The sequence below is a fragment of the Bdellovibrionales bacterium genome (assembly GCA_018266295.1).
Lineage (GTDB): Bacteria > Bdellovibrionota > Bdellovibrionia > Bdellovibrionales > Bdellovibrionaceae > JACMRP01.
Genome location: JAFEAQ010000010.1, coordinates 190739 through 211156, shown reverse-complemented (window position 1 = coordinate 211156; position 20418 = coordinate 190739). Strand labels below are relative to the sequence as shown.

Annotated in this window: 22 protein-coding genes; 16 read left to right on the top strand and 6 right to left on the bottom strand. The window is 48.2% G+C overall.

Features of this window, described 5'->3' with window-relative positions; translation table 11 throughout:
- Together JSU04_08730 and kdsA are read left to right on the top strand one after the other, a co-directional pair.
- Positions 1–268 (top strand): hypothetical protein (locus JSU04_08730; GenBank protein ID MBS1970380.1); only part of this gene is annotated, 268 nt, incomplete at its 5' end.
- Positions 269–507: 239 nt separating this feature from the next.
- Positions 508–1362 (top strand): 3-deoxy-8-phosphooctulonate synthase, encoded by an 855-nt coding sequence (kdsA, locus tag JSU04_08725; GenBank protein ID MBS1970379.1) that lies wholly within the window; start codon positions 508–510, stop codon positions 1360–1362.
- A gap of 3 nt (positions 1363–1365) precedes the next feature.
- On the opposite strand, the gene JSU04_08720 is transcribed toward kdsA, so the two are convergent.
- Positions 1366–1749 (bottom strand): hypothetical protein, encoded by a 384-nt coding sequence (locus JSU04_08720; GenBank protein ID MBS1970378.1) that lies wholly within the window; start codon positions 1747–1749, stop codon positions 1366–1368.
- A gap of 206 nt (positions 1750–1955) precedes the next feature.
- On the opposite strand from JSU04_08720, the gene JSU04_08715 reads away from it, so the two are divergent.
- Positions 1956–2402 (top strand): hypothetical protein, encoded by a 447-nt coding sequence (locus JSU04_08715; GenBank protein MBS1970377.1) that lies wholly within the window; start codon positions 1956–1958, stop codon positions 2400–2402.
- Positions 2399–2662, top strand: coding sequence for a hypothetical protein (locus JSU04_08710; protein ID MBS1970376.1), 264 nt, complete (start codon positions 2399–2401; stop codon positions 2660–2662). Before JSU04_08715 ends, JSU04_08710 begins: the two co-directional genes overlap by 4 nt.
- Positions 2663–2673: 11 nt before the next feature.
- Here JSU04_08710 and JSU04_08705 read toward each other — a convergent pair whose 3' ends face one another.
- On the bottom strand, positions 2674–6573 hold the full coding sequence (locus JSU04_08705; protein MBS1970375.1) for a hypothetical protein: 3900 nt from the start codon (positions 6571–6573) through the stop codon (positions 2674–2676).
- Positions 6574–6875: 302 nt separating this feature from the next.
- Between JSU04_08705 and JSU04_08700 the strand changes: the two genes are divergently transcribed.
- The 3 genes from JSU04_08700 to JSU04_08690 all read left to right on the top strand — a co-directional run bounded on the left by JSU04_08700 (position 6876) and on the right by JSU04_08690 (position 9736).
- The gene (locus tag JSU04_08700) at positions 6876–7733 is read left to right on the top strand and encodes a hypothetical protein (protein ID MBS1970374.1); all 858 of its coding nucleotides are present in this window, start codon (positions 6876–6878) and stop codon (positions 7731–7733) included.
- A 101-nt stretch (positions 7734–7834) separates the two neighbouring features.
- Positions 7835–9028: a hypothetical protein gene (locus JSU04_08695; protein ID MBS1970373.1), complete on the top strand. Its 1194-nt coding sequence runs from the start codon at positions 7835–7837 to the stop codon at positions 9026–9028.
- A 159-nt stretch (positions 9029–9187) separates the two neighbouring features.
- Entirely contained in the window at positions 9188–9736 is a 549-nt protein-coding gene (locus JSU04_08690) for a hypothetical protein (protein ID MBS1970372.1), read from the top strand.
- A 253-nt stretch (positions 9737–9989) separates the two neighbouring features.
- Here the strand turns inward: JSU04_08690 and JSU04_08685 are convergent, their stop codons facing one another.
- The 3 genes from JSU04_08685 to JSU04_08675 form a co-directional block, all read right to left on the bottom strand.
- Complete coding sequence (locus JSU04_08685; protein MBS1970371.1) at positions 9990–10949, bottom strand: prolyl oligopeptidase family serine peptidase; 960 nt, start codon at positions 10947–10949, stop codon at positions 9990–9992.
- A 37-nt stretch (positions 10950–10986) separates the two neighbouring features.
- Positions 10987–11454, bottom strand: a complete 468-nt coding sequence (locus JSU04_08680; protein MBS1970370.1) for a CBS domain-containing protein — start codon at positions 11452–11454, stop codon at positions 10987–10989.
- Positions 11455–11564: 110 nt separating this feature from the next.
- On the bottom strand, positions 11565–12974 hold the full coding sequence (locus JSU04_08675; protein MBS1970369.1) for a sigma-54-dependent Fis family transcriptional regulator: 1410 nt from the start codon (positions 12972–12974) through the stop codon (positions 11565–11567).
- Between the two features lie 113 nt (positions 12975–13087).
- On the opposite strand from JSU04_08675, the gene JSU04_08670 reads away from it, so the two are divergent.
- The 9 genes from JSU04_08670 to JSU04_08630 all read left to right on the top strand — a co-directional run bounded on the left by JSU04_08670 (position 13088) and on the right by JSU04_08630 (position 19424).
- Entirely contained in the window at positions 13088–14212 is a 1125-nt protein-coding gene (locus JSU04_08670; GenBank protein MBS1970368.1) for a PAS domain S-box protein, read from the top strand.
- A 178-nt stretch (positions 14213–14390) separates the two neighbouring features.
- A complete protein-coding gene (locus tag JSU04_08665) occupies positions 14391–14810 on the top strand; it encodes a hypothetical protein (protein ID MBS1970367.1) in 420 nt (139 codons plus the stop codon).
- 27 nt (positions 14811–14837) lie between these two features.
- The gene (locus JSU04_08660; protein MBS1970366.1) at positions 14838–16199 is read left to right on the top strand and encodes a hypothetical protein; all 1362 of its coding nucleotides are present in this window, start codon (positions 14838–14840) and stop codon (positions 16197–16199) included.
- Complete coding sequence (locus tag JSU04_08655) at positions 16196–16615, top strand: hypothetical protein (protein ID MBS1970365.1); 420 nt, start codon at positions 16196–16198, stop codon at positions 16613–16615. Before JSU04_08660 ends, JSU04_08655 begins: the two co-directional genes overlap by 4 nt.
- Positions 16612–17019, top strand: a complete 408-nt coding sequence (locus tag JSU04_08650) for a CBS domain-containing protein (protein ID MBS1970364.1) — start codon at positions 16612–16614, stop codon at positions 17017–17019. The genes JSU04_08655 and JSU04_08650 overlap by 4 nt, the downstream gene beginning before the upstream one ends.
- An 8-nt stretch (positions 17020–17027) precedes the next feature.
- Positions 17028–17372 carry a hypothetical protein gene (locus JSU04_08645; protein MBS1970363.1) on the top strand — a complete coding sequence of 115 codons (345 nt, stop codon included), beginning with the start codon at positions 17028–17030 and terminating at the stop codon, positions 17370–17372.
- A 4-nt stretch (positions 17373–17376) separates the two neighbouring features.
- Complete coding sequence (locus JSU04_08640; protein ID MBS1970362.1) at positions 17377–17940, top strand: hypothetical protein; 564 nt, start codon at positions 17377–17379, stop codon at positions 17938–17940.
- A 56-nt stretch (positions 17941–17996) separates the two neighbouring features.
- Entirely contained in the window at positions 17997–19133 is a 1137-nt protein-coding gene (locus JSU04_08635) for a hypothetical protein (GenBank protein MBS1970361.1), read from the top strand.
- A gap of 18 nt (positions 19134–19151) precedes the next feature.
- Positions 19152–19424, top strand: coding sequence for a hypothetical protein (locus JSU04_08630; GenBank protein ID MBS1970360.1), 273 nt, complete (start codon positions 19152–19154; stop codon positions 19422–19424).
- A 52-nt stretch (positions 19425–19476) separates the two neighbouring features.
- Here JSU04_08630 and JSU04_08625 read toward each other — a convergent pair whose 3' ends face one another.
- Entirely contained in the window at positions 19477–20412 is a 936-nt protein-coding gene (locus tag JSU04_08625; GenBank protein ID MBS1970359.1) for a L,D-transpeptidase, read from the bottom strand.
- Positions 20413–20418: the final 6 nt, after the last annotated feature.

Below are 20418 nucleotides of genomic sequence, written 5' to 3'. Positions count from 1 at the left end.
GTATAAGATTACAGGTCAGCAAATCTCAGCTCAAACAACCTTGAAGCTATCAAAAGATACCCAAACGACAGATAGAAAACCTTCTGAAGAAAAGTTCTGGCAAGGTCTCGCCTTCACTCGCGTGATCAAAACCCGCATCGAAGAACTCCAGCTCCGTGGCTACTTCAAAGCCAACCGCCTTCAAGCCGCCAAAGGCCAGAAAGCCCGCGAGGAGTACTTACAGAAATTCAATGAATGGATCACATACATACGGCAAGGGACTGCGTAAGCGCCGAGGCCGCGCGGGAGGCGACGGGGCGTTGTTTGAAGCGAGAGGCGGCGCGGTGGCGAAGAGGCCGCGCGGTGGCTCGTGGCGTGGGGAGGGGTTCTTGCGAAGTGTGCGGGAGGTTGTTGCTTGCTAGGGGAGACATATTTGTTTTTGTGGGTTGTGCGTCCAGTAAGGAGTGGGCCTTTGTTTTATAACTTCGCTTCTTGCCTGGCTTTAGTAAACGGTGCTAAGCTCCTGAAATGCAAAATAAAACCGTAAAAATTGGATCCATTGAAGTAGCGAATCATAAACCCTTTGTGTTGTTTGCTGGGATGAACGTTTTGGAATCCCGAGATCTCGCGATGCAGGTCTGTGAGCACTTCGTGAAAGTCACTGAAAAGCTCAAGATTCCTTACGTGTTTAAATCATCTTTTGATAAAGCCAATCGTTCTTCGATCCACTCTTACCGCGGTCCTGGAATGGAAAAAGGTATTAAGATTTTTGAAGAGCTTAAGAAAACCTTTAACGTCAAAGTCATCACTGATGTTCATGAAATCCATCAGGTGAAGCCTGTGGCGGAAGTGGCGGATGTGCTTCAACTTCCAGCCTTCCTCGCGCGCCAAACAGACCTCGTTGAAGCGATGGCTCGCACGGGCAATGTGATCAACGTTAAAAAACCGCAATTCTTAAGCCCCAGTCAAATGGGCAACATCGTTGAAAAGATCGAAGAGTGCGGCAACGACAAAGTGATTTTATGTGAACGTGGTTCCAACTTTGGTTACGACAATCTCGTAGTCGATATGTTGGGTTTTACTGTGATGAAGAAAGTCTCAAAAGGTGCGCCGGTGATTTTGGATGCGACTCACGCGCTCCAATTCCGTGACCCGGGTGGTGCGGCTTCTGGCGGTCGTCGTGCTCAAGTGGCGGAGCTTTCTCGCGCAGGGCTTGGAGTAGGACTTGCGGGACTATTTATCGAAGCACACCCAAATCCCAATGAAGCAAAATGCGATGGGCCTTCAGCGCTGCCTTTGGCGAAGGTGGAACCTTTCCTCCAGCAGATGAAGGCCATCGATGATCTTGTAAAATCCTTCCCGGAACTTAATACCGAGGCGTAGATTTTACTGGCCAGTTGCTTTCAAAGAGTTTGAAGTGCAGCCGCCGATACCGTTATTAGCCATGCTTGATTGAGAGCTATCCGTTACTGTGTATGGGTAGTTCTTATCGCTCATACCATCAGAGCCTTTGTTATCCAAAGACAGCTTTTGAAGCACTTTGCCGTTTTTAGCAACGAGCTCAAACTGGCCAGCGCCTTTGATTTGGAAAGAAACATTATGGATAACACTTACGCCTTCGCCGGCAGCATCAATCGTCAACGTCGACTGAGTCATGCTGTATGTTGTGTTTACGAATGGCTCTGTGAATACGCATTTGATCACGTCTGCAGACGCGAATTGGCTCATCATCATACCGGTAGCTACAATAGCGAAAGTCATCTTTTTCATAAAATCTCCTTTTTAAATTGCTTTTGGTTTTAGAATCGAATCCCTTCAATGCGATTCCTATGCCCTCTGAAGCCTCCTTTAATTGTCATTGGCATGAAGGGGCCGTCTATATGTTGTACAGGTTGCCGCGGAGAGCGCCGCTTTCATTAGAAACTGGACTTGAGTGCCTAAATCAGAGCACAGAGAATAGAGCAATGGGAGGCTTCATGAAACTCATCATTTTCTCAATCGCGCTGACACTTGCGCAAATCGCTCAGGCCGATATGATCGGTTACGGCCAAAAAAACTGCAAAGTGCTTGAAGAAGAGCGCGGCAGTCTTAAGGGCGACGATATTTGTATTTTAAAAATTTCTTGCGAAAAATACGCACTCAATAATCCAGACAAAGTCTATGACAACCGTCTTGTCGGTTACTGCCGTCCACTCGACAACGGTCGCTGTCCTAAAAAGCCCGAGAACTGTTTGGATGACGATTCTTTAAAAGCCGCCGACATTCCAAAAATTAAGTCTTTGCCTGATCGTCCATCCATGAAGCCTTGCGGAGAAGCAGATGATTTCTCATCAGCACCCCAGAAAGGCACAGCGACCATCGTGCCTTTGGATGGCAATGGTAAGCCCGTTCCTCCACCGCGTGGCAATGGAGGCCGTCAATGATGAAGAATCTTGTTTTAACCATTGCTGTGTTGATCGCGATTCCTGCTTTGGCTCTCACCGGAAGCAAGATCGGTGTTGAAGGTTATGTGACGGCGTTTGATAACAACACAATCACCGTTGAAAGCGGCAATCAGAAAATTGAAATCCCCCGCAAGTTCTACACTTACAAGGTGAAGGCGGGCGAAAAAATTGTTGTGAATATGGAACAAAAAGATTTCGACGCCCTCATTAAGCAAGATACTAAGCCCGCTAAAAAATAATTAGCGGGCTTTTAATACCCACGGAACATCATTGGAATAGTCGGCACCAGGCTCACCGCTGTTGAACAGTCCGTGGTGAGTGCGCCGGAAGACGCTTTGATATAGACCGTTCCCGGTAAACTATAGCGCACATTTGAGAAACTCGCCACACCGCTGGAAGTTGTTGCAGATCCCGTTAGCGTGCCGCCACCGGCTGTAGAGCAAGATGCGTCGGTGGTGGGTGTGAGCGTGATCGCGGTAGAATAGGAAGTTGCAACGTTGCCGTAAGCATCGAGTGCGGTGACCACCGGCTGTGTTTTCAAGTTCACACCGGCGACGCCCTTCGAAGCGGGTTCGGTGGTGAAGGATAAAGCGGCGGCGGTCCCACCTGAAACTGTTATTTTGGTTGAGCAATCCGTCATGCCACCTGACGTGGCCTTTAAATACAAGTTGCCAGTTTTGGTGTAATCGACGCCTGAGAAAGTGTCGACGCCATTAGAGAGAGTCCCCGAAGATCCGCCGTTCAGCGTGCCGGTCCCGGCGACTGTACAGCTCGCGTTTGTATACGCTGTCAACGTGATTGCAGTGCTATAGCCAGTCACCACATTGAAATAAGTATCGTACACTGTCACCACAGGCTGTTGCGCGAAGTCTACTCCAGCGGACGCCGTGGTGGAGGGTTGTGTTGTAAACATAATCCAAAAGGCAGCGCCGGCACTGACAGTGATTGAGTTTGAGCAAGCGGAGAAGGAGCCTGTTGAAAATCCAATATAGAATACGCCGGCTTTATTGTAGTTTGTGCCAGAGAGGGTTTGCGTCCCCAAGCTCCAAGTACCACTGCCATTCAATGTGCCCGAGTCTGAGGTGGTGCAGCTGGAATTCGTATAAGGGCTGATCGTCAATGCCGTCGAGTAAAGATAGTCTGGATTTCCCGAAGCATCGCGAGCTTGAACCACCGGCTGTTGCGCGAAGTTCGAGCCCGCCGTTGCGGTTGAAGAAGGTTGGGTTGTAATTACAAACTGCGTGGCGGCGGCTCCACCGACGGCCACGGCTGTTGAGCACGCCGAAGTGAGAGACCCCGAGGTGGCTTTCAAGTAAATCGTCGTCATCGCCGTACCGTATTTAACTCCCGAGAACCAAGTAATGCCAAAACCCATGGTGGATCCACCGACGGTGAAGGTGCCGCCGGCCGCGCTGGTGCAGCCAGAGTCCGTGTAGGCCGTCAGTGAGACAGCCGTCGAATAAGTGGTGACGACGTTGTTGCTCGCATCCACCGCGCTGACCACAGGCTGAGTCGGGAAGTCTTCGCTTTTGCGAACGGCTGAAGACGGCTGCGTGCTGAATACCAATTTGGTGGCGGCGCCGACGACCGCGGAGTTGATCGTCCCGTTTGAGCCGTTACCACCATAACCTGAGCCTTTGTTGGCGGTGATAGTTCCGGTGAAGCTATTGGTTGTGTAACCGTAGTAGATGCGACCACCACCGCCGGCGCCGCCGGCACCAGAGCCGTAGCTGCCGCCGTTGGCGCGAATGGTGCCGGCGCCACTTAGAACATTTGTATCAATCCAAATACTGCCACCGGAACCGCCACCGGCGCTATAGCCCATGGCACCGTCGGTTCCATTTGCCGACAGCGAACCCGCAATCGAGAGTGTGCCCGAGACGATGATTTTCATCGCACCACCACCGGCCCCGCCGGCGCCAACACCTGCGTTACCACCGCCAGAGCCAAGGTCTGTCGGCTGCAGAGCAGAGCCATAGGTTGCACCGCCGACGGCAGCCCCCTGTTGGCCAGCGCCGCCGGCACCACCATAGCCACCACCACCGGCACTGGACGAAGCGGAGCCGCCGGCTCCGGTTCCCGTCGCTGCGGGATAACCGAGACCATCGGCGTTTAAACTCGACGTGGAGTCAATCGTGATGTTGGTGGCTGCGATCGTTGCGCCAGCGCCTGTCGTCGTGTTGCCGACGGCTTGCACGACCGCAGAAGAAGTTATGTTGATATTACCACTCGGCGCGATGATATCGCCTTTGATTTGTACTTTCGTGCCACTATCCGTGGCATTGATACTGCCTGAGAGATTTGCAAAACCCTGAACCTGCAAGACCCCTGTGGTGTTCGCAGTGATGGTACTGCCGGTGATGCTGCCAGGGATGGTGAAGTTACAACCGTTAGTGACAGTGATGTTTCCAAAGTTTGACGGAAGTTCGCCTACTGTCAAGGTGACGATCGAAGACGAGTTACAAATAACGTCGTTATTGGAAGTGTTTCTTGTTAATATGGATCCTTTGCCGCCATTGACGTAGCCACTGCCGGCATTCGCAGCGAGAGTTCCGGTGTAATTGTTAGCTGAAGAGTAGGTGAAGTAAATGCGGCCACCACCGCCACCTCCACCACCGCCAGATCCATAAGATCCGCCGTTCGCAGAGATAGTACCAGCTCCCGCTAAGGTGCCAGCAGCAACCCAGATGCTCCCGCCGGATCCACCTCCGGCGCTGTACCCGATGGTTCCGTCTTTACCGTCGGCAGCAAGTGTGCCGTTAATCGTGAGTGTGCCGCTTGCAACGACTTTGATGGCGCCGCCGCCAGCACCGCCATAACCAGAGCCACTTCCAGACTTACCACCGCCGGAACCTAGTAGCGTTGGATTTGTCACAGTTCCGTAGGCAGCTCCGCCCAACGCCAAGCCCGTATTGCCAGCACCACCGGCGCCACCATAACCGCCGCCGCCACCGTAAGTGGAACTTCCTCCGGCTCCGGGGCCCGCGGCTCCTGGATAGCCAAGGCCTGTCGCATTGATGGTGGATGTGGCGTCGATGCTGATATTCGTTCCTGAGATCGTGTAACCATATCCCGTTGTCGTGTTGCCAATCACATAGATGGCTCCGTTGGTGTTCACGTCAACAGCACCGGTTGTCGAAGTCATATCGCCACCGAGATTTAACTTACTGCCGGCACCGGTCACAACCACATTGCCGGAAGGGGAGATGCTTGTCGAAGTCGTGACATTGCAACCGCCCTGGATTGTCAACGACCCAAGAGGTGAGGGGAAATCCGTTGAAGCGACAGTCTGGGTGATTGCAGAAACGCAAGACACATTATTTGAACCGCTTTGAGCAAGGAAGGTAGAACCAGATCCGCCGACCACGCCGAGATATCCAGTGCCGCCATTCGTAGCCCAGGAGCCTGTGTAAGAGTTGGTAGTGTAGGTCGTCCAGATGCGGCCGCCACCACCGCCACCTCCGCCGCCGGAACCATAAGATCCTCCATTGGCGAGGATCGAACCAGCACCGGTCAGAGTCCCTGCCGTGATCCAGATGCTGCCGCCAGCGCCGCCTCCGGCAGAATATCCCATCGTTCCGTCTTTGCCATTAGCCGAGAGAGTCCCACTGACCGTCAGAGTGCCAGATACAACCAGCTTGATAGCACCACCCCCGGCACCACCGAGGCCTGAGCCACTCCCGGCTTTACCGCCGCCAGAGCCAAGGGTCACCGGTTGAGAGATCGAACCATAAGCGATACCACCCAGCGAAGAAGAGCCGGCAGTCCCGGCGCCACCGTGTCCGCCGCCGCCACCATTGGTGCCACTTGCTCCGGCACCAGTTCCGGATTGTGAAGGATAACCTTGTCCGTCGGCCGACATAGTCCCTGTGATTGTAACAGTCGTTGCGTTGATGATGACACCGGTGCCACCGGACGTGTCTCCTTGAAGAGTGAGGGTCACGCCAGAGTTAACGATCAGAGTTGCAAAAGTGTAAGTGCCCGGAGCGAGAGTCACGTTGCCAGTGACTGTGACGATTCCGCTGGAGGTGTAGTCGCCGGGGCTTTGTGTTCCTGAAGACCAAGAGACGTCAGCATGAGCTTTGTGTTCGCTCAAAAATAGGAACGCGAAGATGAAAATCAAAAAGAAGCGAGCTAACGTACCGTTCATACTCTACTTATCGGGTTAAATTGGGGGAACGCTGAGGAAAAACCCAGAATTTCAGACTCTTAGTTCGTACCCACGAATGTCCGCTGTCTCAATATGAGGCGTTGGCCGATTGGGACTCTCGATCGAACGCGTCTTTTGAAAGTCGCTTTGATGTCTCGCTAAACAAAGACGTGCCTAGTCTTGCAATCCAAAGCCATGACGTTGTGTTCGAAAAATTGCAGATTGGTGGCAAGTCTTATTGTCAGCGGCTAGTTGTCATTTTGCGAATTGATTCAGAAGAAGGGGCGGCATAAGATGTCCTCATGCGGCTTCTTTTCCTTCTGACATTTTCAATCTCTGCCGGACTCCCGCGAGTCGTGTATGCTGAAAAACCAACCATCACATGGGGCTTTTCTGATTCGAGAAACTTAACCGGAAAAGCCTACGCCCGCGCAATCACCGAGAATCATCCTCTCTTTCTTCTTCTGCAAAAAAAACTTTCTGACTATAATCACGAAATTTTTCTAGGCACCGTCAGTCGCATTGAAAATGAGCTTAAGCAGCGACAATTGACATGCTTTGCAGCGAGCACCACCGTCGAAGGCCGTGTTGGCTTTGCCTATTTAACCCCCTCGACCATGTTTGAAGCGCCGGTGCTGGTCCTGCGTAAAGATATGGCTGAAAAGTTTCAGGGAAAAGGACGATCTTTATCTCTCACAAAGATCGTTCAAGATAAAGAGATGCAAGGGACTCTCATTGAGGCCCGATATTATGGCTCAAAGATTGACCGCCTGCTTGAACAGGCGAAAGGCAATATCCACCGGCAAGTTCTTGCGCCGATCGGTGCAAATACCATTCAAATGGTCGCTTCCAGACGTGCAGACTACACGGTTGAATTTTCTTTTATCATTGAGGGATTGCGTGAATCAGGCGAGTTAAATCCAGATCTCTATGTCGCGCCGGTTGAAGAAGCCCTTGATTCTTTGCCGATGTATGTGGCTTGCTCTCGCACACCGGAAGGGTTGAAGGCGATTCGGCGGATTGACGAAATCATCCGAAAGAATGTCACAACTCGCGAATATCGTGAGGCGATTTTCTACGCACGAACCCCTTCGAAGAATTATGAGCGGGATGTTGATCATTTCATCAAATTCCGGGCGAAGGCTTCCGAAATTCACTAAACTATGTATTTTTCCAAAGTTTGATTAAAACTCGCGGAACTCGTTGAGTTTCACTTCGTCTCGCGCAATTTTTGGTGTTTCTAATTCTATTGAGGGGACACATGAAAATTTCATTTTTTATTTTTTCTATGACATTGGCTTTGGGTTTTTCTGCTCGCGCGGCCGTCTGGCAGGACGAGCATGAATGGAATGCCGATTGGGAGCAACGCTATTCCCAGTGGGTGCATTCTTCATTCAATGAAGAAGTCTTTGTTAGTGGCCGCTATAAAGGTATTGAAACCGATTGCTCAGATGCGGTCTATGCGGCACGTGTGATCTTTGCTTACGAGAATAAGCTTCCGTTTGTGATTCGTGATTCTACAGGCGGTGGAAATCGAGTGAGCAATAAAATGTCTCGCTTTGACGGGATTTCGGACCCGCTTCAACGGGCCCGCCGCTTTATTGCTTACGTTGGTGATGTCACAAGCACAAAGACGATGGCGTCAGATACGTATCCAGTGGCGATCAATCGCCGTAATGTCAAAGCAGGAACGGTGTGGTCTCGTCCGAGCCGTCGTGAAAACAACATCATTCGCCGTATCGTGCGTGGTAATAGCGGTGATCCAGGTCACGCTGAAACCGTGAAGACCGTTTCTGAAACCGGTGTGCTGACGTTGATTGGTTCGACGGTGCCGAAGGCCGTGCGTCCGTTGCACACAACGACAAGTATGGTTTTTATGCCGGTTGGAACTGAGACGGGCCTTCGTAACTGGATGCAGCCGGATTATTACAATCGCTCAAGATCAGAGCTTCCTGGATATTCGATGGAGCAATTTAACTCCCTCGGAAGCGACGGCGGAAGCCGCAGCCTGCGCCGCTGGAACAATGATGTGCAACGCCGCTTGGCTTTGCGTGAAGAAACCCATGCTGAAGCCGTTCAGCGCCAAGTGGACGATGTTTGCGGGCTTGTGAATGATCGTGTGGCTTTGATAGCTGAATCGGAAAAGCGCCGCCACCAACTTGGAAGCTCTTGTATGGATCGCGAAGACTATGACTCGTATTCCACACCATCACGCGATAAGCGTATTAAAGAAACTCTCGATCAGCTCGAACAGACGGTGGGAGTCAGTAACGTTGCGGGAGTTCAGCGTTACCTTGGCAGTTGTCCAGCGATCCGTATTGCGCCAGGGAAGAGCATTTCACTTTATGACTTCTGCGTAGCTCTCGAAGCCGGCCGAGTGTCTTCAAATCCTAATCACGATTTTGAGGCGCGTTGGGGGCTTGGCAAAGACTTTAAGATGTGTCGTAAGTATTAGTCATATGTAGAATTGAGTCGGTGCAGAATGGCACTGGCGGCAAATTGCGGGAGCGTCCTATAAAGTCTTCTCTTTCGGCGCTCTCAGCACTTCGTCATTTTCATTTGAGTGTGGGCCTCGTGCTTGCAATGGGTGTCGGTCACTTACCAGGAGGTAAAGATGAAAACACTCATGCTCCATACTATTACGACAATGGCCGCCCTGAATATTCTGAGCGCATGCACGCAATCAGATTCAGGTCCTAAAAGTAACTCCATCACAAATCCACAAACTAAAGTCGAAACTGAATCCGCTGGAATTGTCGGCATCTATGAGGGCGTCAGTGCCGTGTGCGAAGACGGCAGCGAAGCCAAAAAAGACAATGAAAGTATTCAACGTACGACGATCACCTTTGGCGCGGACGGAGTTTTTAAATCCGAAGTTCAAATCCGAGACCAATTCGCTCTAGAAACCAAGGGGAGTTATACTGTTACGGATGATCGCCTGATTCTGACAGTTGAAAGTCAAGAATATGAAGGCAATGTCGGGTTTACCAATGAAAAAACCGAAGCCGGTTTTAAAATCAACGGCAAAGAATTAACTCTGACTCTGATCCCTCACGAGGAAAGCTCTTGTCCTCCGGACAAAGCTCTCATCATCAAATATCAACGTCAGGAATCTCCACAAGAAACAGTTCCAAACGTTGATCCCAAAAACTGGTCCCTTTAAATGTTGATGGCAAGAGTCTTGCTCTTGCCATTCTTCTCACTGTTATTACCAGAAAAAACGCCACCTCAACGGGCCTCTGTATGAACTCTACGTTAGTGGGATTTCACAACGAAGGCTTGCTAAGGTTCTTCGAATTAATCGTAAAACTGTGGTCAGAAAGTTTTTATTTATAGGCCGTTTTGCCTGTGAGTATTTACTTTCTCAAAATAGAAAACTGACAAAGGCCACATCGGTTCAGTTAGGCTCCCGGTTCCTATTTTTTCAGCTGTGCCGACAACCAGGTCATCACCTCGGGCAGCTGGCACTTCCAGTAGCTCGCTGAATGACTATTGCAATCTTTATGGGCGCCACAAATTTCAGCCTTCGTGCAGTTCTTAATGCCGATTTCAAATTCAGAATGCATCTTTGCTAGGTCTTCGATGAAGGTTCTCGTGTCAGGGGTTTCACCGAGCATTGGATCGCTATTACCGATGATCAGACGGAAATTCTTGTAGGGGAGGCAAGTGCCGGTGTCTTTCTTGCGTTTCTCACAGAGGTTGCGAGCGCTGCGGGCTTCGTAATCTTTGCCGGTGCCGTAAGAATCGTAGTCTTCTTTCGGCAGATCTGAATCCGCTGGTGCCGACGGTGTCCAGATTTCTTTCGGAGTCCGAAAGACCGGGCTTATGGCAAAGCCTGTGCAAAACACGTCGGGGTTATTAAGGGCCAGTTGTAAAACCCCATTGCCACCCATGGAGATGCCAAAGAGCGCCCGCTTGCAAGGATCATTTTTAATCACATGAAAGTTCTTTTCGATGTACTCAATGAGATCCTTGGTGACCATGTCACCCCATTTTTCTTTCGAGATAGCCGCATTCATCCAGTAGTGATTGCCGCCATTGGGTGCAAAAATTAAAAAAGGTGCGCCACCATCACGAATATCTTGATCCAGAATATTTACGCCATCAATAGAGGTAATATGATTTCGGTCTCCGCCGCGCCCGTGCAAAAACACGGCGTAAGGCATTGGATCGTTACTCGTACTGTAGCCTCGGGGAATCAGGACATTAAAGCCAATATTGCGTTTAACACTTTTCGCATGAAATGAAGATTGATAGCAGGTTGTCGTTTTCAAAGAAAAATCAAAGGAAGCCGAGGTCAAAGGCTGACACTCGGTTCCCGCGAGACTTGTGAATGAGGCAAAGACCACTGCATATAAAATAAGAATTTGTTTCATCTCTTAAGGCTAGCACGGAGGTCTCTTGCGTCAATAGCTAAATCCCGGCGTTTGAAATCTGCCTGGCGGCTTCGCCGATTGTTTGCAAGTCTAACAGGCTTGAAACAGAAAAACGCTGTTCTTTATTTTCATCAAGCAGATGAGCAAGATAAAAAAGCAGATCATCGGTTGTAACGATACCGACAGCCTGCTGATTTTCGTTGGCAATCAGTAGACTTGAGATTTTACCTTCAAGCATTCTAAAAATAGCCGAACGGAGTGGAGTATTTTGATCGACGAACATCACTGGAGCGGACATGATGTATTCGACCGGAATCACTTCGGGGTTTTTAATAAAGTTCAGATCTCGTTGCGAAAGAATCCCAATCACTTGTTCGTTGCCGTTGACAACAGGGAGGTGGCGAAACTTTCGCTCTTCCATGATTTCCCAAGCTTTGCTAACAGGAGAGCCAGCGGGGATCGTCATAAGATCTTTCGTCATGATAGCTTTGACAGTCGGTTTCATAATTTCTCCTTCTAGGATGAAAACACTGCAAAACCGGCGCCAGGCTTATAATGATTTTCAGAGGAGATTTGGGACTTTTATTCCCAAATCACTGACGGATTGTCTCAAACTTATTCGTCGGCTTCGCCTTCAGTACCATCATCATGCACAAAGCCGTATTCACGTTCTTTGCGATAGAGAGTCCGGCGATTGATGCCGAGAATCTGCGCGGCCTTTTCTTTTTTTCCGCCCACTTTTTCAAGAATCAATTGCATGTAGCGTTTTTCAAGCTCTTGCAGTGTCGGTGAGTCCGACGTGGATTGACCGAAGAATTGCTCTGGTGAAGTTTGATCTGCATCCGGAATGTCGGCGGCTTCAATCTGCGGTCCATGGGATAAAACCACAAGGCGTTCCACCATGTTTTCAAGTTCACGCACATTTCCTGGCCATTGCATGCTCATCAGTTTTTGCAAAGCTTCCTGGGTGAAACCTAAAGACTTTCCATGATTGATCGCAGAGTATTTGCGAAGGAAGTGATGGGCTAAAAGCGGAATATCTTCCATGCGATGACGCAAAGGCGGAACAACGATTGGAATCACGGCAAGGCGGTAATAAAGGTCTTCGCGGAAGCTGCCGTTCATGATCGCTTTCTTCATATCTTTGTGAGTCGCCGCGATGACACGGACGTCGATGTTCTTAAGCTGATTGCTGCCGACGGGTTTAATAGTTCTTTCTTGCAAAACCCGCAGAAGTTTTGCTTGAAGACCAATATTCATGTCGCCAATTTCATCTAAGAAAAGAGTCCCGCCATCGGCTTCTTCAAAAAGACCTTTCTTATCACCTGTGGCGCCGGTGAAACTGCCTTTGACATGGCCAAAGAGCTCAGATTCCAGCAAATCCTCAGGGATGGCCGTGCAGTTAATAGCGATAAAAGGCTTTTGTGCTCGCGGGCTGCGATTGTGAATCGCGCGGGCAACGACTTCTTTGCCGGAGCCGCTTTCGCCTGTGATCAGAATACTCGAATTGGCTGAAGAGACACGATCAATCAGATCAAAAATACTCTTCATCGCGACACTCTTACCGACGATATCTTGAATGCCCCAAGACCTGCGCACTTCCGCGCTCAGTACTTGGTTTTGCATTTTAAGGCGATAGAAATTCAGCGCGCGCTCGATCGTGAGCGAAAGCTCATTAAGCTTAAAAGGCTTTGTAATGTAATCAAAAGCACCGCGACGAAGCCCTTCGATCGCCGTATCTACTGTCGCAAACGCGGTCATAATAATGACAGGAAAATGATTTGGCAGACGGCGAACCTGCTGCAAAAGATCTAAGCCGTCGATTTCAGGCATGCGTAGGTCGGTCAGCAGAAGTTCCGTTCCAAGGGCATCAAGACCACCGGAGGACAGGTATTTCACGGCTTCCGCACTGCTATTAAAAGCGCGGACTTGATAACCGCTGCGTTTTAAATGATCATGAACCATCGAGAGCATTTCTGGGTCATCATCAACTACCACGATAGAGCCGAAATTACCTTGTGACAAAATAGATTCCTTTTTGTTAGTCCTATATTTAGGTTTAACATAGGAAGTGGGTAAATCAAAGAATGGCGAGTGGGGCTCAGGGAACATGAGTCAAATTGTCTCGAAAGGGTTTTATGCCGATTTTAACACAGTCTCTCATTAAGAAACTTGAGGATCAGAAATACGCCCTGGATCAGGCCGCGATTGTTGCCAGCACCGACGCCAAAGGCGTTATAATCTATGTGAATGACAAGTTCTGCGAGGTTTCAGGCTATAATCGCGAGGAGCTTTTGGGCAAAACCCACCGTATTGTAAACTCCGGATCCCACCCAAAAGAGTTTTTCATCGACCTCTGGAAAACCATTGCGAGCGGCAAGGTTTGGCGAGGTGAGGTCTGCAATCGCAAGAAGAACGGCGATCTTTACTGGGTTTATACGACGATCGTTCCTTTTTTAGGCGACGACGGAAAAATCAGTCAATACCTGTCCATTCGCTATGAAATCACGGACCTTAAAAAAGCCCAGCAGACCATTCTTGAGCAGCAGGAAAAACTTGTGGCAGCCTCCAGACTTTCCGCGATCGGCGAGATGGCAGCCGCCATCACTCACGAAATCAATAATCCTTTAGGAGTTATTTTAGGACGGGTTGAAATGCTTAAAAGCATGCTGAATGATCCGACTTTGGATAAGGAGGAGCTCTTTAAGGTCGCGGATACGATCGAGGTCACAGGACAGAGAATTGCTAAAATCGTTCGCAGCATGAAGACCATGGCTCATCATTCTCAAGAGCAGGAGCTTTCCGCCAAGGTCCCCGTGCTCAGTCTGATTGAAGATGCTTTGGATCTTTGCCAGCACCGATTTAAAAATCACGGCGTTGATCTGAAGACGCCGGTGATTGATCCGAATCTTATTATAGACTGCCGCAGTCATCAGATCGTGCAGGTTCTGGTGAATCTGTTGAACAACTCCTTTGATGCTGTTCAGCAGTTGCCGCAAAAGTGGGTGAAGATCGAGCTTCAAGAACATGAACATAATATAGATATCATTATCACGGATAGCGGGGCTGGAATTCCTGAAGAAGTTCAAAAGAAAATGTTCAATCCATTTTTTTCGACCAAAAGCGTGCAGTATGGAACAGGGCTTGGTTTAAGTATTTCCGTTGGGATTATTCATAAAAATGGCGGCAGTCTTCAGTACGATCGAAAAAGTCCGCACACGCGCTTTGTCATTCAACTGCCAAAAAAACTTCCTAAAAATTAAAGTCTTTGTTTTCGAGACATAACGTCTCGAGGTTCCCGTCGGGTTTGGGCTGTTCTGTCTCAAACTCGATGTTGTTTTCTGAATTCTCCTCTTGAGACGGTTGGCACCGGTCTTGCTCAAAGGGTTTGTATCCGACGTCATCAGGATGACGGAAAAAAACATCAACTTTGGGGGAACCATGGAAAACTTTTTTAAATCTACATTTCAATTCATCACTGCATCTGCTTTGCTCTTAGTCATTTCAAATTCTGCAAATGCCGCTTCCACGGTGGCCGCGCCGGCAACAAAAGACGTGGCGATCGGCCTGAACGAGGTTTACGTCCCTGGTGGCTTCGACTCCAGCGCTGATGCCTACGTTGTTGCCAGCGGCCTTTTTCCAAACGGCTGTTATTCATGGAAAGGAGCCGATGTAAAACACATCGATACTTTCAATCATGAAATTCAGTCCTATGCGACGGTCAGCCAAGGCATGTGCATCATGGTGCTTGTTCCTTTCAGTAAAGAAATTCGCATTGGCAAACTCGCCTCTGGAACCCACAACTTGAAATTCCTGAATGGCGACGGCACATATCTTACAAAAGTCATGAACATCGAGTAGGGCTTCAAGGAACTGTCGGGGGTGTTTATGGATAAGCGCTGGATCGTAGGAATTGTGGCTTTGGTGTCAGTGACCTCTTGCACGCAAGTCACTCTTTGGACGAGCACTCGGTGGACGGGGCAGGGATCTGCTCCGGCCACACCTCCGGGAGTTTCAAATGAAAACTCCCTCCCGATAGGACAGCAAGAGCTTTTGCTAGAGACGCAAAAAATTGAAGGCGTCGAAGTCGAAGGCAGTTACTACAAGAAAATTTCCGAGAAGGGTCAGGCCGAATTTATTGACTATCGCTGGATGTCGGCAATCCCGTTGTCAGTCCGCCGCGATCTGCTTCTCATGAGAGCGCAAAAACCTTTTGTGCTCTCTTACTTCCTTAAATCCCATGAACAGTTTAGCCGTGATAATTTAATAGAAGGTCCAAGCCTCAGTATTCCGTGGATTGCAGATGAAGAGCCGCAAGTCTTATGGAAAATGATCTTTGAAGAAGCCGACGGCACTTTGCAAGGGGTTTACGTGGACTATAACATGGAAATCGTTCTGCAAAGGCGTTTAGGCTCTGGGTTTATCGATGCCACCGCTCATATTTTTCCCAACGGTCCGCTGAAAAGCCAATTGCAGAAGGTGGTTATTCAAGGCCTTCTAAATAATAAAGAACTTTCGACCACTCAAATAAAGCTCTCGACCGAGGCCGACACCGTGGCTCAGCCTGGAGAGAATAACGAACTTAATTTTGCGGTGACAGATGTGCGCTTTTCCCAAGTGCAGGTCTTTTTCTATATGAATCAAGCTCTTCAATGGGCGGAAAAAACTTTGCAAGTAAAACTTCCATTCGTCCTTGAGGCCGAAACGCAAAAAGGCTTTCCGGATAAAACCAATACGGCCTTTTATTTTCAGCAAAAAATTCGTCTCGGTGAAGGGGACGGTGATACCTTTGAAAAGATCCCGATGGACCCATCTATCGTGACCCACGAAACCATGCACGCGGTGATTCAGGCGGTGGCGGGTTTGCCTTATGAAAAACAAGGGGGATCCCTGAATGAAGCTTTTGCCGACTTCTTAACCGCTGTGCAGTTAAATAATCCACGGATGGGAGAAGCTTCTTACAAAAAAGCTCCATTTAAAAGAACTGTCGAAAATGACATGCAGTTTGCTGAAGTAAACGGCGGGCTCTATCATGACTCAGGCATTATTTCAGGGCTCTTATGGGCTTTGCAAAAGCAATTGGGCAAAGATCAAGGTCTTGAGATTGCTTGGAAAACCTTACTTCGCTTGAATTACTTCTCGGATTTTGAGTCCTTTAAAAAGGAATTGCTGGAGGTTTCTTCTAAAGAGACTCCTGAGACTCAGAAAATCATCCGTGATGAGATGAAAAAACGCGGGTGGGATCTATGAGACTCTTGGTCACGGCATTGCTTTTATTTTGCTCTCCTTGTTTTGCTCAAGAAAACCCGGTGGGCCAATGGAAGCTGACAGAGATGATCTACCATGGTGAGCGGGTTCCGCCTTTAAATCCAAAATTGAATCTCTTTTTAACATTTTTTAATAACGGCACGGATCGCCTCTTTTGGGATCGAGCCGGAGAAAGCGGATTTTGTGAGAGATTCGCTCATTATGAAATTTTGAATAATAAACTTCACGAGATCGTGTTTTCCGTGAATCCATTAAATAGCCCAGATTGTGCGCAAGATCCGGACATGCAAGTGGGGCGCGAGACATTGAACGTGATTGAAATTAACAACAACGAAATCCTCTTGCATTTGCAGCTTGCCGATGAAGAGTTGATATACGTTTTTACGGAGGTCCTATGAAAGCGATTCCCCAAATTCAAAAATACATGACAACAACGCCTTATGCGATCAATGCAGAGTCAACGATTGAAGAAGCAAGCCAAGTGATGAAAAAACATGGTATTCGTCATCTGCCGGTCGTCGTTGTCGAGGGGCAAAGATATGGTATCCTCAGCGATCGCGATGTCAAATATGCGATGTCGCTGACTGGTTTTGATGCCCGCCATGCTAAAGTGAAAGATATCTACGAAGAGATTCCTTATGTGACGAAGCCGACGACTCCCATTAGCGATGTCAGTGCGGAGCTTGCTGAAAGAAAAGTTGGCAGTGCTTTAATTGTTGATAATGGCCACCTAGTGGGCATCTTCACAACAACGGATGCTTGCCGTGCACTCAGTGATTTGTGTCAAACACGTCTCAACTAGAAGGTATTATGAAAACACTTTTTATTACAATTTTGTTATTTTTGAGTTCTTTTAACAGTTTTGCAGAGCCAATGAAACCAGTGGTGGAGTCCCTTTTGGGCTCCATGACATCTCCTGAAGGAGTGCGCATTCAAGTGCGAAGCAGTGGATGTACATGGAAAAACAGCTTTGTCGTTCATAAAGAATCTTCGGGTTCAGTCACCTTATTGACATTTGTCCGGGTAGATTTCGACCCTTGCTTGGCATTATATTACTACGGTCAGGAACTCAATTATTCTTATGAAGAGCTCGGGTTGCAACCCCATGAGACCTTTATGATTCGTAACCCAACGACCTTCTCTGTCGCGAGATAAGACGATGGCTGATATTCTGATAGTGTACAGAACCAAAAACGGACAAACGGAAAAGATTGCTAATGACATTGCCAATCACTTTCAGAGAATGGGCCATTGGACGGACCTATATAACAGCGAACAGAGTGTACTTATTAGCAAAGGGGAGTATGATGCTATCATCGTCGGCGGGCCTGTCTATTTGGGCTCCTTCCCTCGGACACTAAGACGGTGGGTGCGACGAAATCACGAAGCGCTTAAATCCGTACCAACAGCTTTCTTCTCGGTCTGTCTTGGTGTTTTACAAAAAGATCCAAAGGTTCAAGCTGAAGAACGTAAGATCGTCCAAGACTTCTTTGCAACCACAAAGTGGGTTCCGCAGCAGTGGACGATTTTTCCCGGAGCATTACTTTACTCTCAATATAATTGGCTGACTAAAATTATTATGAAGAGAATCGCCCGCAAAGCTGGTGCTCCGACAGATTTCTCGAAAGATTATGAATATACCAACTGGCAAGAGGTTCGACATTTTTCCGAGACGTTTGGTCAGAGACTTGAGACAAAAAGTCACAGCCCTCATTTGAATTAAAATACAATTTCACGATTTTTGCTGGTTGCTGGCACTATAGTTGAGTGGGGGAAAATATGACAAAATTTAAGATGCTTCTTGGCCTGCTTCTTGGAAGCTTAACTGTCGTCGCTGTTGCGGAAGTCAAGCCGCTAATGAACCAAATGTTTAACGAAATCTTTACTCTGAAACCATTCATAGTTTCAGAAACTGCCTTCAGCGATCCTAAAAATGCACCGGCGATTGATAAATCTCTGAAGCATATGATTGAAGTCAGTAAGAGTATCAATCACGAGACTCAGATCAAACGATCGGGATTTGAAATTTCCGGAAAAGTTCTCTCCCAGCAGCTGAAAGAAGTGGATCAGGTTTTTTTAGCAGGTAATAAAGATTACTCGCTCTGGATGTTGAAGTCGACCTTGTCGGTTTGCATGAACTGCCATACACAGTTGCCTGCGATGAGCACTCATCTGACGACGCTAAATCAGGGACATATTCTCACCAATCCCTTCGAAGAAGCGGAGTTCCTTTTTGTTATTCGTAATTTTGATGAAGCGATGAAGCTTTATCAAAAGGCCCTCGACGGTTATCCTGCCAATCAGGTCACGGTGGATAGTCTAGAAAAGACTGTGACAAGACAGTTGTTTTATTTTGTCCGGGTCCGTCGAAGTATGGATGATCTTGCAAAAGCGCTGGAAGGGGATCTTAAGAATTCAAAACTGCCAAAAAGCTTACATGAAAAGATCGAGGGGCTGAAATCCGCCGCGCTAAAAATGAAGAAAGAAAAATATCCGGAGTTCTCGGCGAAGGAAGAAGCTGATGTGCGAAAATATGTCGAATCAAACTTGAAAGAGGAGCTCAACGGTAATTTTAGTTATAATAGTCCAGAGCGCCAGATTCAGTATCTTAAAATTTCTAGTATTTTGTATGAGTATTTACAGGCGAATCCCGGCACGCACATTAAGCCGGATATTTTATATTGGCTGTCTTTCTGTGAGGCCCGTTATAGCCATCAACTGTCTTACTCGATGCCAGAACTCTACTTGAAACAATGTGTCCTGGAGTTTCCAAAAAATCCGATCGCCAAGAAATGCCTTGCCGATTATCAAGAACTGGTGACGATGGCGTATACCGGAACCAGCGGAACGCATATCCCAGCAGAAGTTGCTAAAGAACTCAAGACCATGGAAGAGCTTGTGAAGAAGGTGGATTAAATATACGATGCTCTCAATATGAGTTTAGAGCATTTTTTTAAGTCACTTCTAGAAAAGGCCGAGGCCTCTGAAGAAATCACCAACGCCGGAAAGGATGCTGAGGGATTTTATAAACCCACTCGAACAATTTTATTAAGGCATCTGCAGTTGCTAAAAGACCTGAATGCCAAACCACTGGCCAAGCCCATGTTAAAAAGTTCCTGGGCCTATGTGGTCGAGAACGTTCCGCCGGAGTGGCTCGTTCCTGAGGATAAAGAAGATCAGGAAGCGCTTGCAAAGATGCTGAAATAATAAAAAAGCCGGTAGAGATACCGGCTTTTTTATTACGAAGCTACTTTAAGTTTTAAATCGAAAGACCTTGCATGACTTGGGAGCCGATTGGCTTAAAGTAACGCTGGAAACCTTGAGAAGGGTTCTGAAGCAACATTTGCATCTCTTGAACTTTCTCTGGAGTGTTACCATCAATCACGCGAACCATCACTGGGAAGCCACGGATGACTTTCGGTGTGATGTAACCGTCTTTAGAAGCTTTTGTTAATGCCTTCGCAAGACCGCGAGAAACTGGAACGCCGGTTTTTTTATCAAGTAAAACGATTGCTGAACTGCGTGGGTAGTCGCCAGAAGTCACGACGCGGAAAACTTTCTCAGCATCCCCTGGGCAAAGACGAATGCAACCTGCAGAAGCGCGGCGGCCGATCAATTGGTCACAACGAGTTTGCAAAGTCTGGTGGATCGCAGTTCCGTATTCGGATTCAAACCAAAGGCTGAAAGGCATCGCTTCGCCGAATTTGCGTGAAGTGTAGGTTGCTTGAGCGCTTTGTACGCGCATAAAGCCTTCGTGCGTGTCGCTTTTGCCTGGAGCCGGCTCTTTGCCAGTTGATACCGGCAAGACACCGCGAAGCTTGATCTCATCGCCTTTACGAGCAAAGATATACATTGTCTGCGGCTGCAAAACATTGGGGTCGCGTTCTTTGCTGGATTTACTGCTGACAGATTTATTCACCATAATAAAGAGTTGATAACCATAGTAGCGATCTGTGACCGCGGATTTATAGTCCTCAAACGCTTCTTCGGGTTTTACTTCTTTAGCGTCTGTATCATATTGCTGAACCTTCAGGGGGCTAAGGATATCACCTCGTTCGTAAGCGTCTTGATATTCGCGCATTTGTTCCGTGAGAACTTCGAACTCATCGAGGGCCTCATCAGATTGTTGTTGAGCAAATGCAGAGGTTAATGGCATGGCCACCAATACAGACAAAGCTAAAGAAAATAGTTTCATAGATTT

Bases quoted from the DNA above. Each gene is read 5' to 3' on its own strand.
- kdsA (MBS1970379.1), top strand. From the start codon at position 508: ATGCAAAATAAAACCGTAAAAATTGGATCCATTGAAGTAGCGAATCAT.
- JSU04_08640 (MBS1970362.1), top strand. From the start codon at position 17,377: ATGGCTGATATTCTGATAGTGTACAGAACCAAAAACGGACAAACGGAA.
- JSU04_08650 (MBS1970364.1), top strand. From the start codon at position 16,612: ATGAAAGCGATTCCCCAAATTCAAAAATACATGACAACAACGCCTTAT.
- JSU04_08635 (MBS1970361.1), top strand. From the start codon at position 17,997: ATGACAAAATTTAAGATGCTTCTTGGCCTGCTTCTTGGAAGCTTAACT.
- JSU04_08665 (MBS1970367.1), top strand. From the start codon at position 14,391: ATGGAAAACTTTTTTAAATCTACATTTCAATTCATCACTGCATCTGCT.
- JSU04_08700 (MBS1970374.1), top strand. From the start codon at position 6,876: ATGCGGCTTCTTTTCCTTCTGACATTTTCAATCTCTGCCGGACTCCCG.
- JSU04_08660 (MBS1970366.1), top strand. From the start codon at position 14,838: ATGGATAAGCGCTGGATCGTAGGAATTGTGGCTTTGGTGTCAGTGACC.
- JSU04_08695 (MBS1970373.1), top strand. From the start codon at position 7,835: ATGAAAATTTCATTTTTTATTTTTTCTATGACATTGGCTTTGGGTTTT.
- JSU04_08625 (MBS1970359.1), bottom strand. From the start codon at position 20,412: ATGAAACTATTTTCTTTAGCTTTGTCTGTATTGGTGGCCATGCCATTA.
- JSU04_08630 (MBS1970360.1), top strand. From the start codon at position 19,152: ATGAGTTTAGAGCATTTTTTTAAGTCACTTCTAGAAAAGGCCGAGGCC.
- JSU04_08680 (MBS1970370.1), bottom strand. From the start codon at position 11,454: ATGAAACCGACTGTCAAAGCTATCATGACGAAAGATCTTATGACGATC.
- JSU04_08670 (MBS1970368.1), top strand. From the start codon at position 13,088: ATGCCGATTTTAACACAGTCTCTCATTAAGAAACTTGAGGATCAGAAA.
- JSU04_08705 (MBS1970375.1), bottom strand. From the start codon at position 6,573: ATGAACGGTACGTTAGCTCGCTTCTTTTTGATTTTCATCTTCGCGTTC.
- JSU04_08685 (MBS1970371.1), bottom strand. From the start codon at position 10,949: ATGAAACAAATTCTTATTTTATATGCAGTGGTCTTTGCCTCATTCACA.
- JSU04_08645 (MBS1970363.1), top strand. From the start codon at position 17,028: ATGAAAACACTTTTTATTACAATTTTGTTATTTTTGAGTTCTTTTAAC.
- JSU04_08655 (MBS1970365.1), top strand. From the start codon at position 16,196: ATGAGACTCTTGGTCACGGCATTGCTTTTATTTTGCTCTCCTTGTTTT.
- JSU04_08715 (MBS1970377.1), top strand. From the start codon at position 1,956: ATGAAACTCATCATTTTCTCAATCGCGCTGACACTTGCGCAAATCGCT.
- JSU04_08710 (MBS1970376.1), top strand. From the start codon at position 2,399: ATGATGAAGAATCTTGTTTTAACCATTGCTGTGTTGATCGCGATTCCT.
- JSU04_08720 (MBS1970378.1), bottom strand. From the start codon at position 1,749: ATGAAAAAGATGACTTTCGCTATTGTAGCTACCGGTATGATGATGAGC.
- JSU04_08690 (MBS1970372.1), top strand. From the start codon at position 9,188: ATGAAAACACTCATGCTCCATACTATTACGACAATGGCCGCCCTGAAT.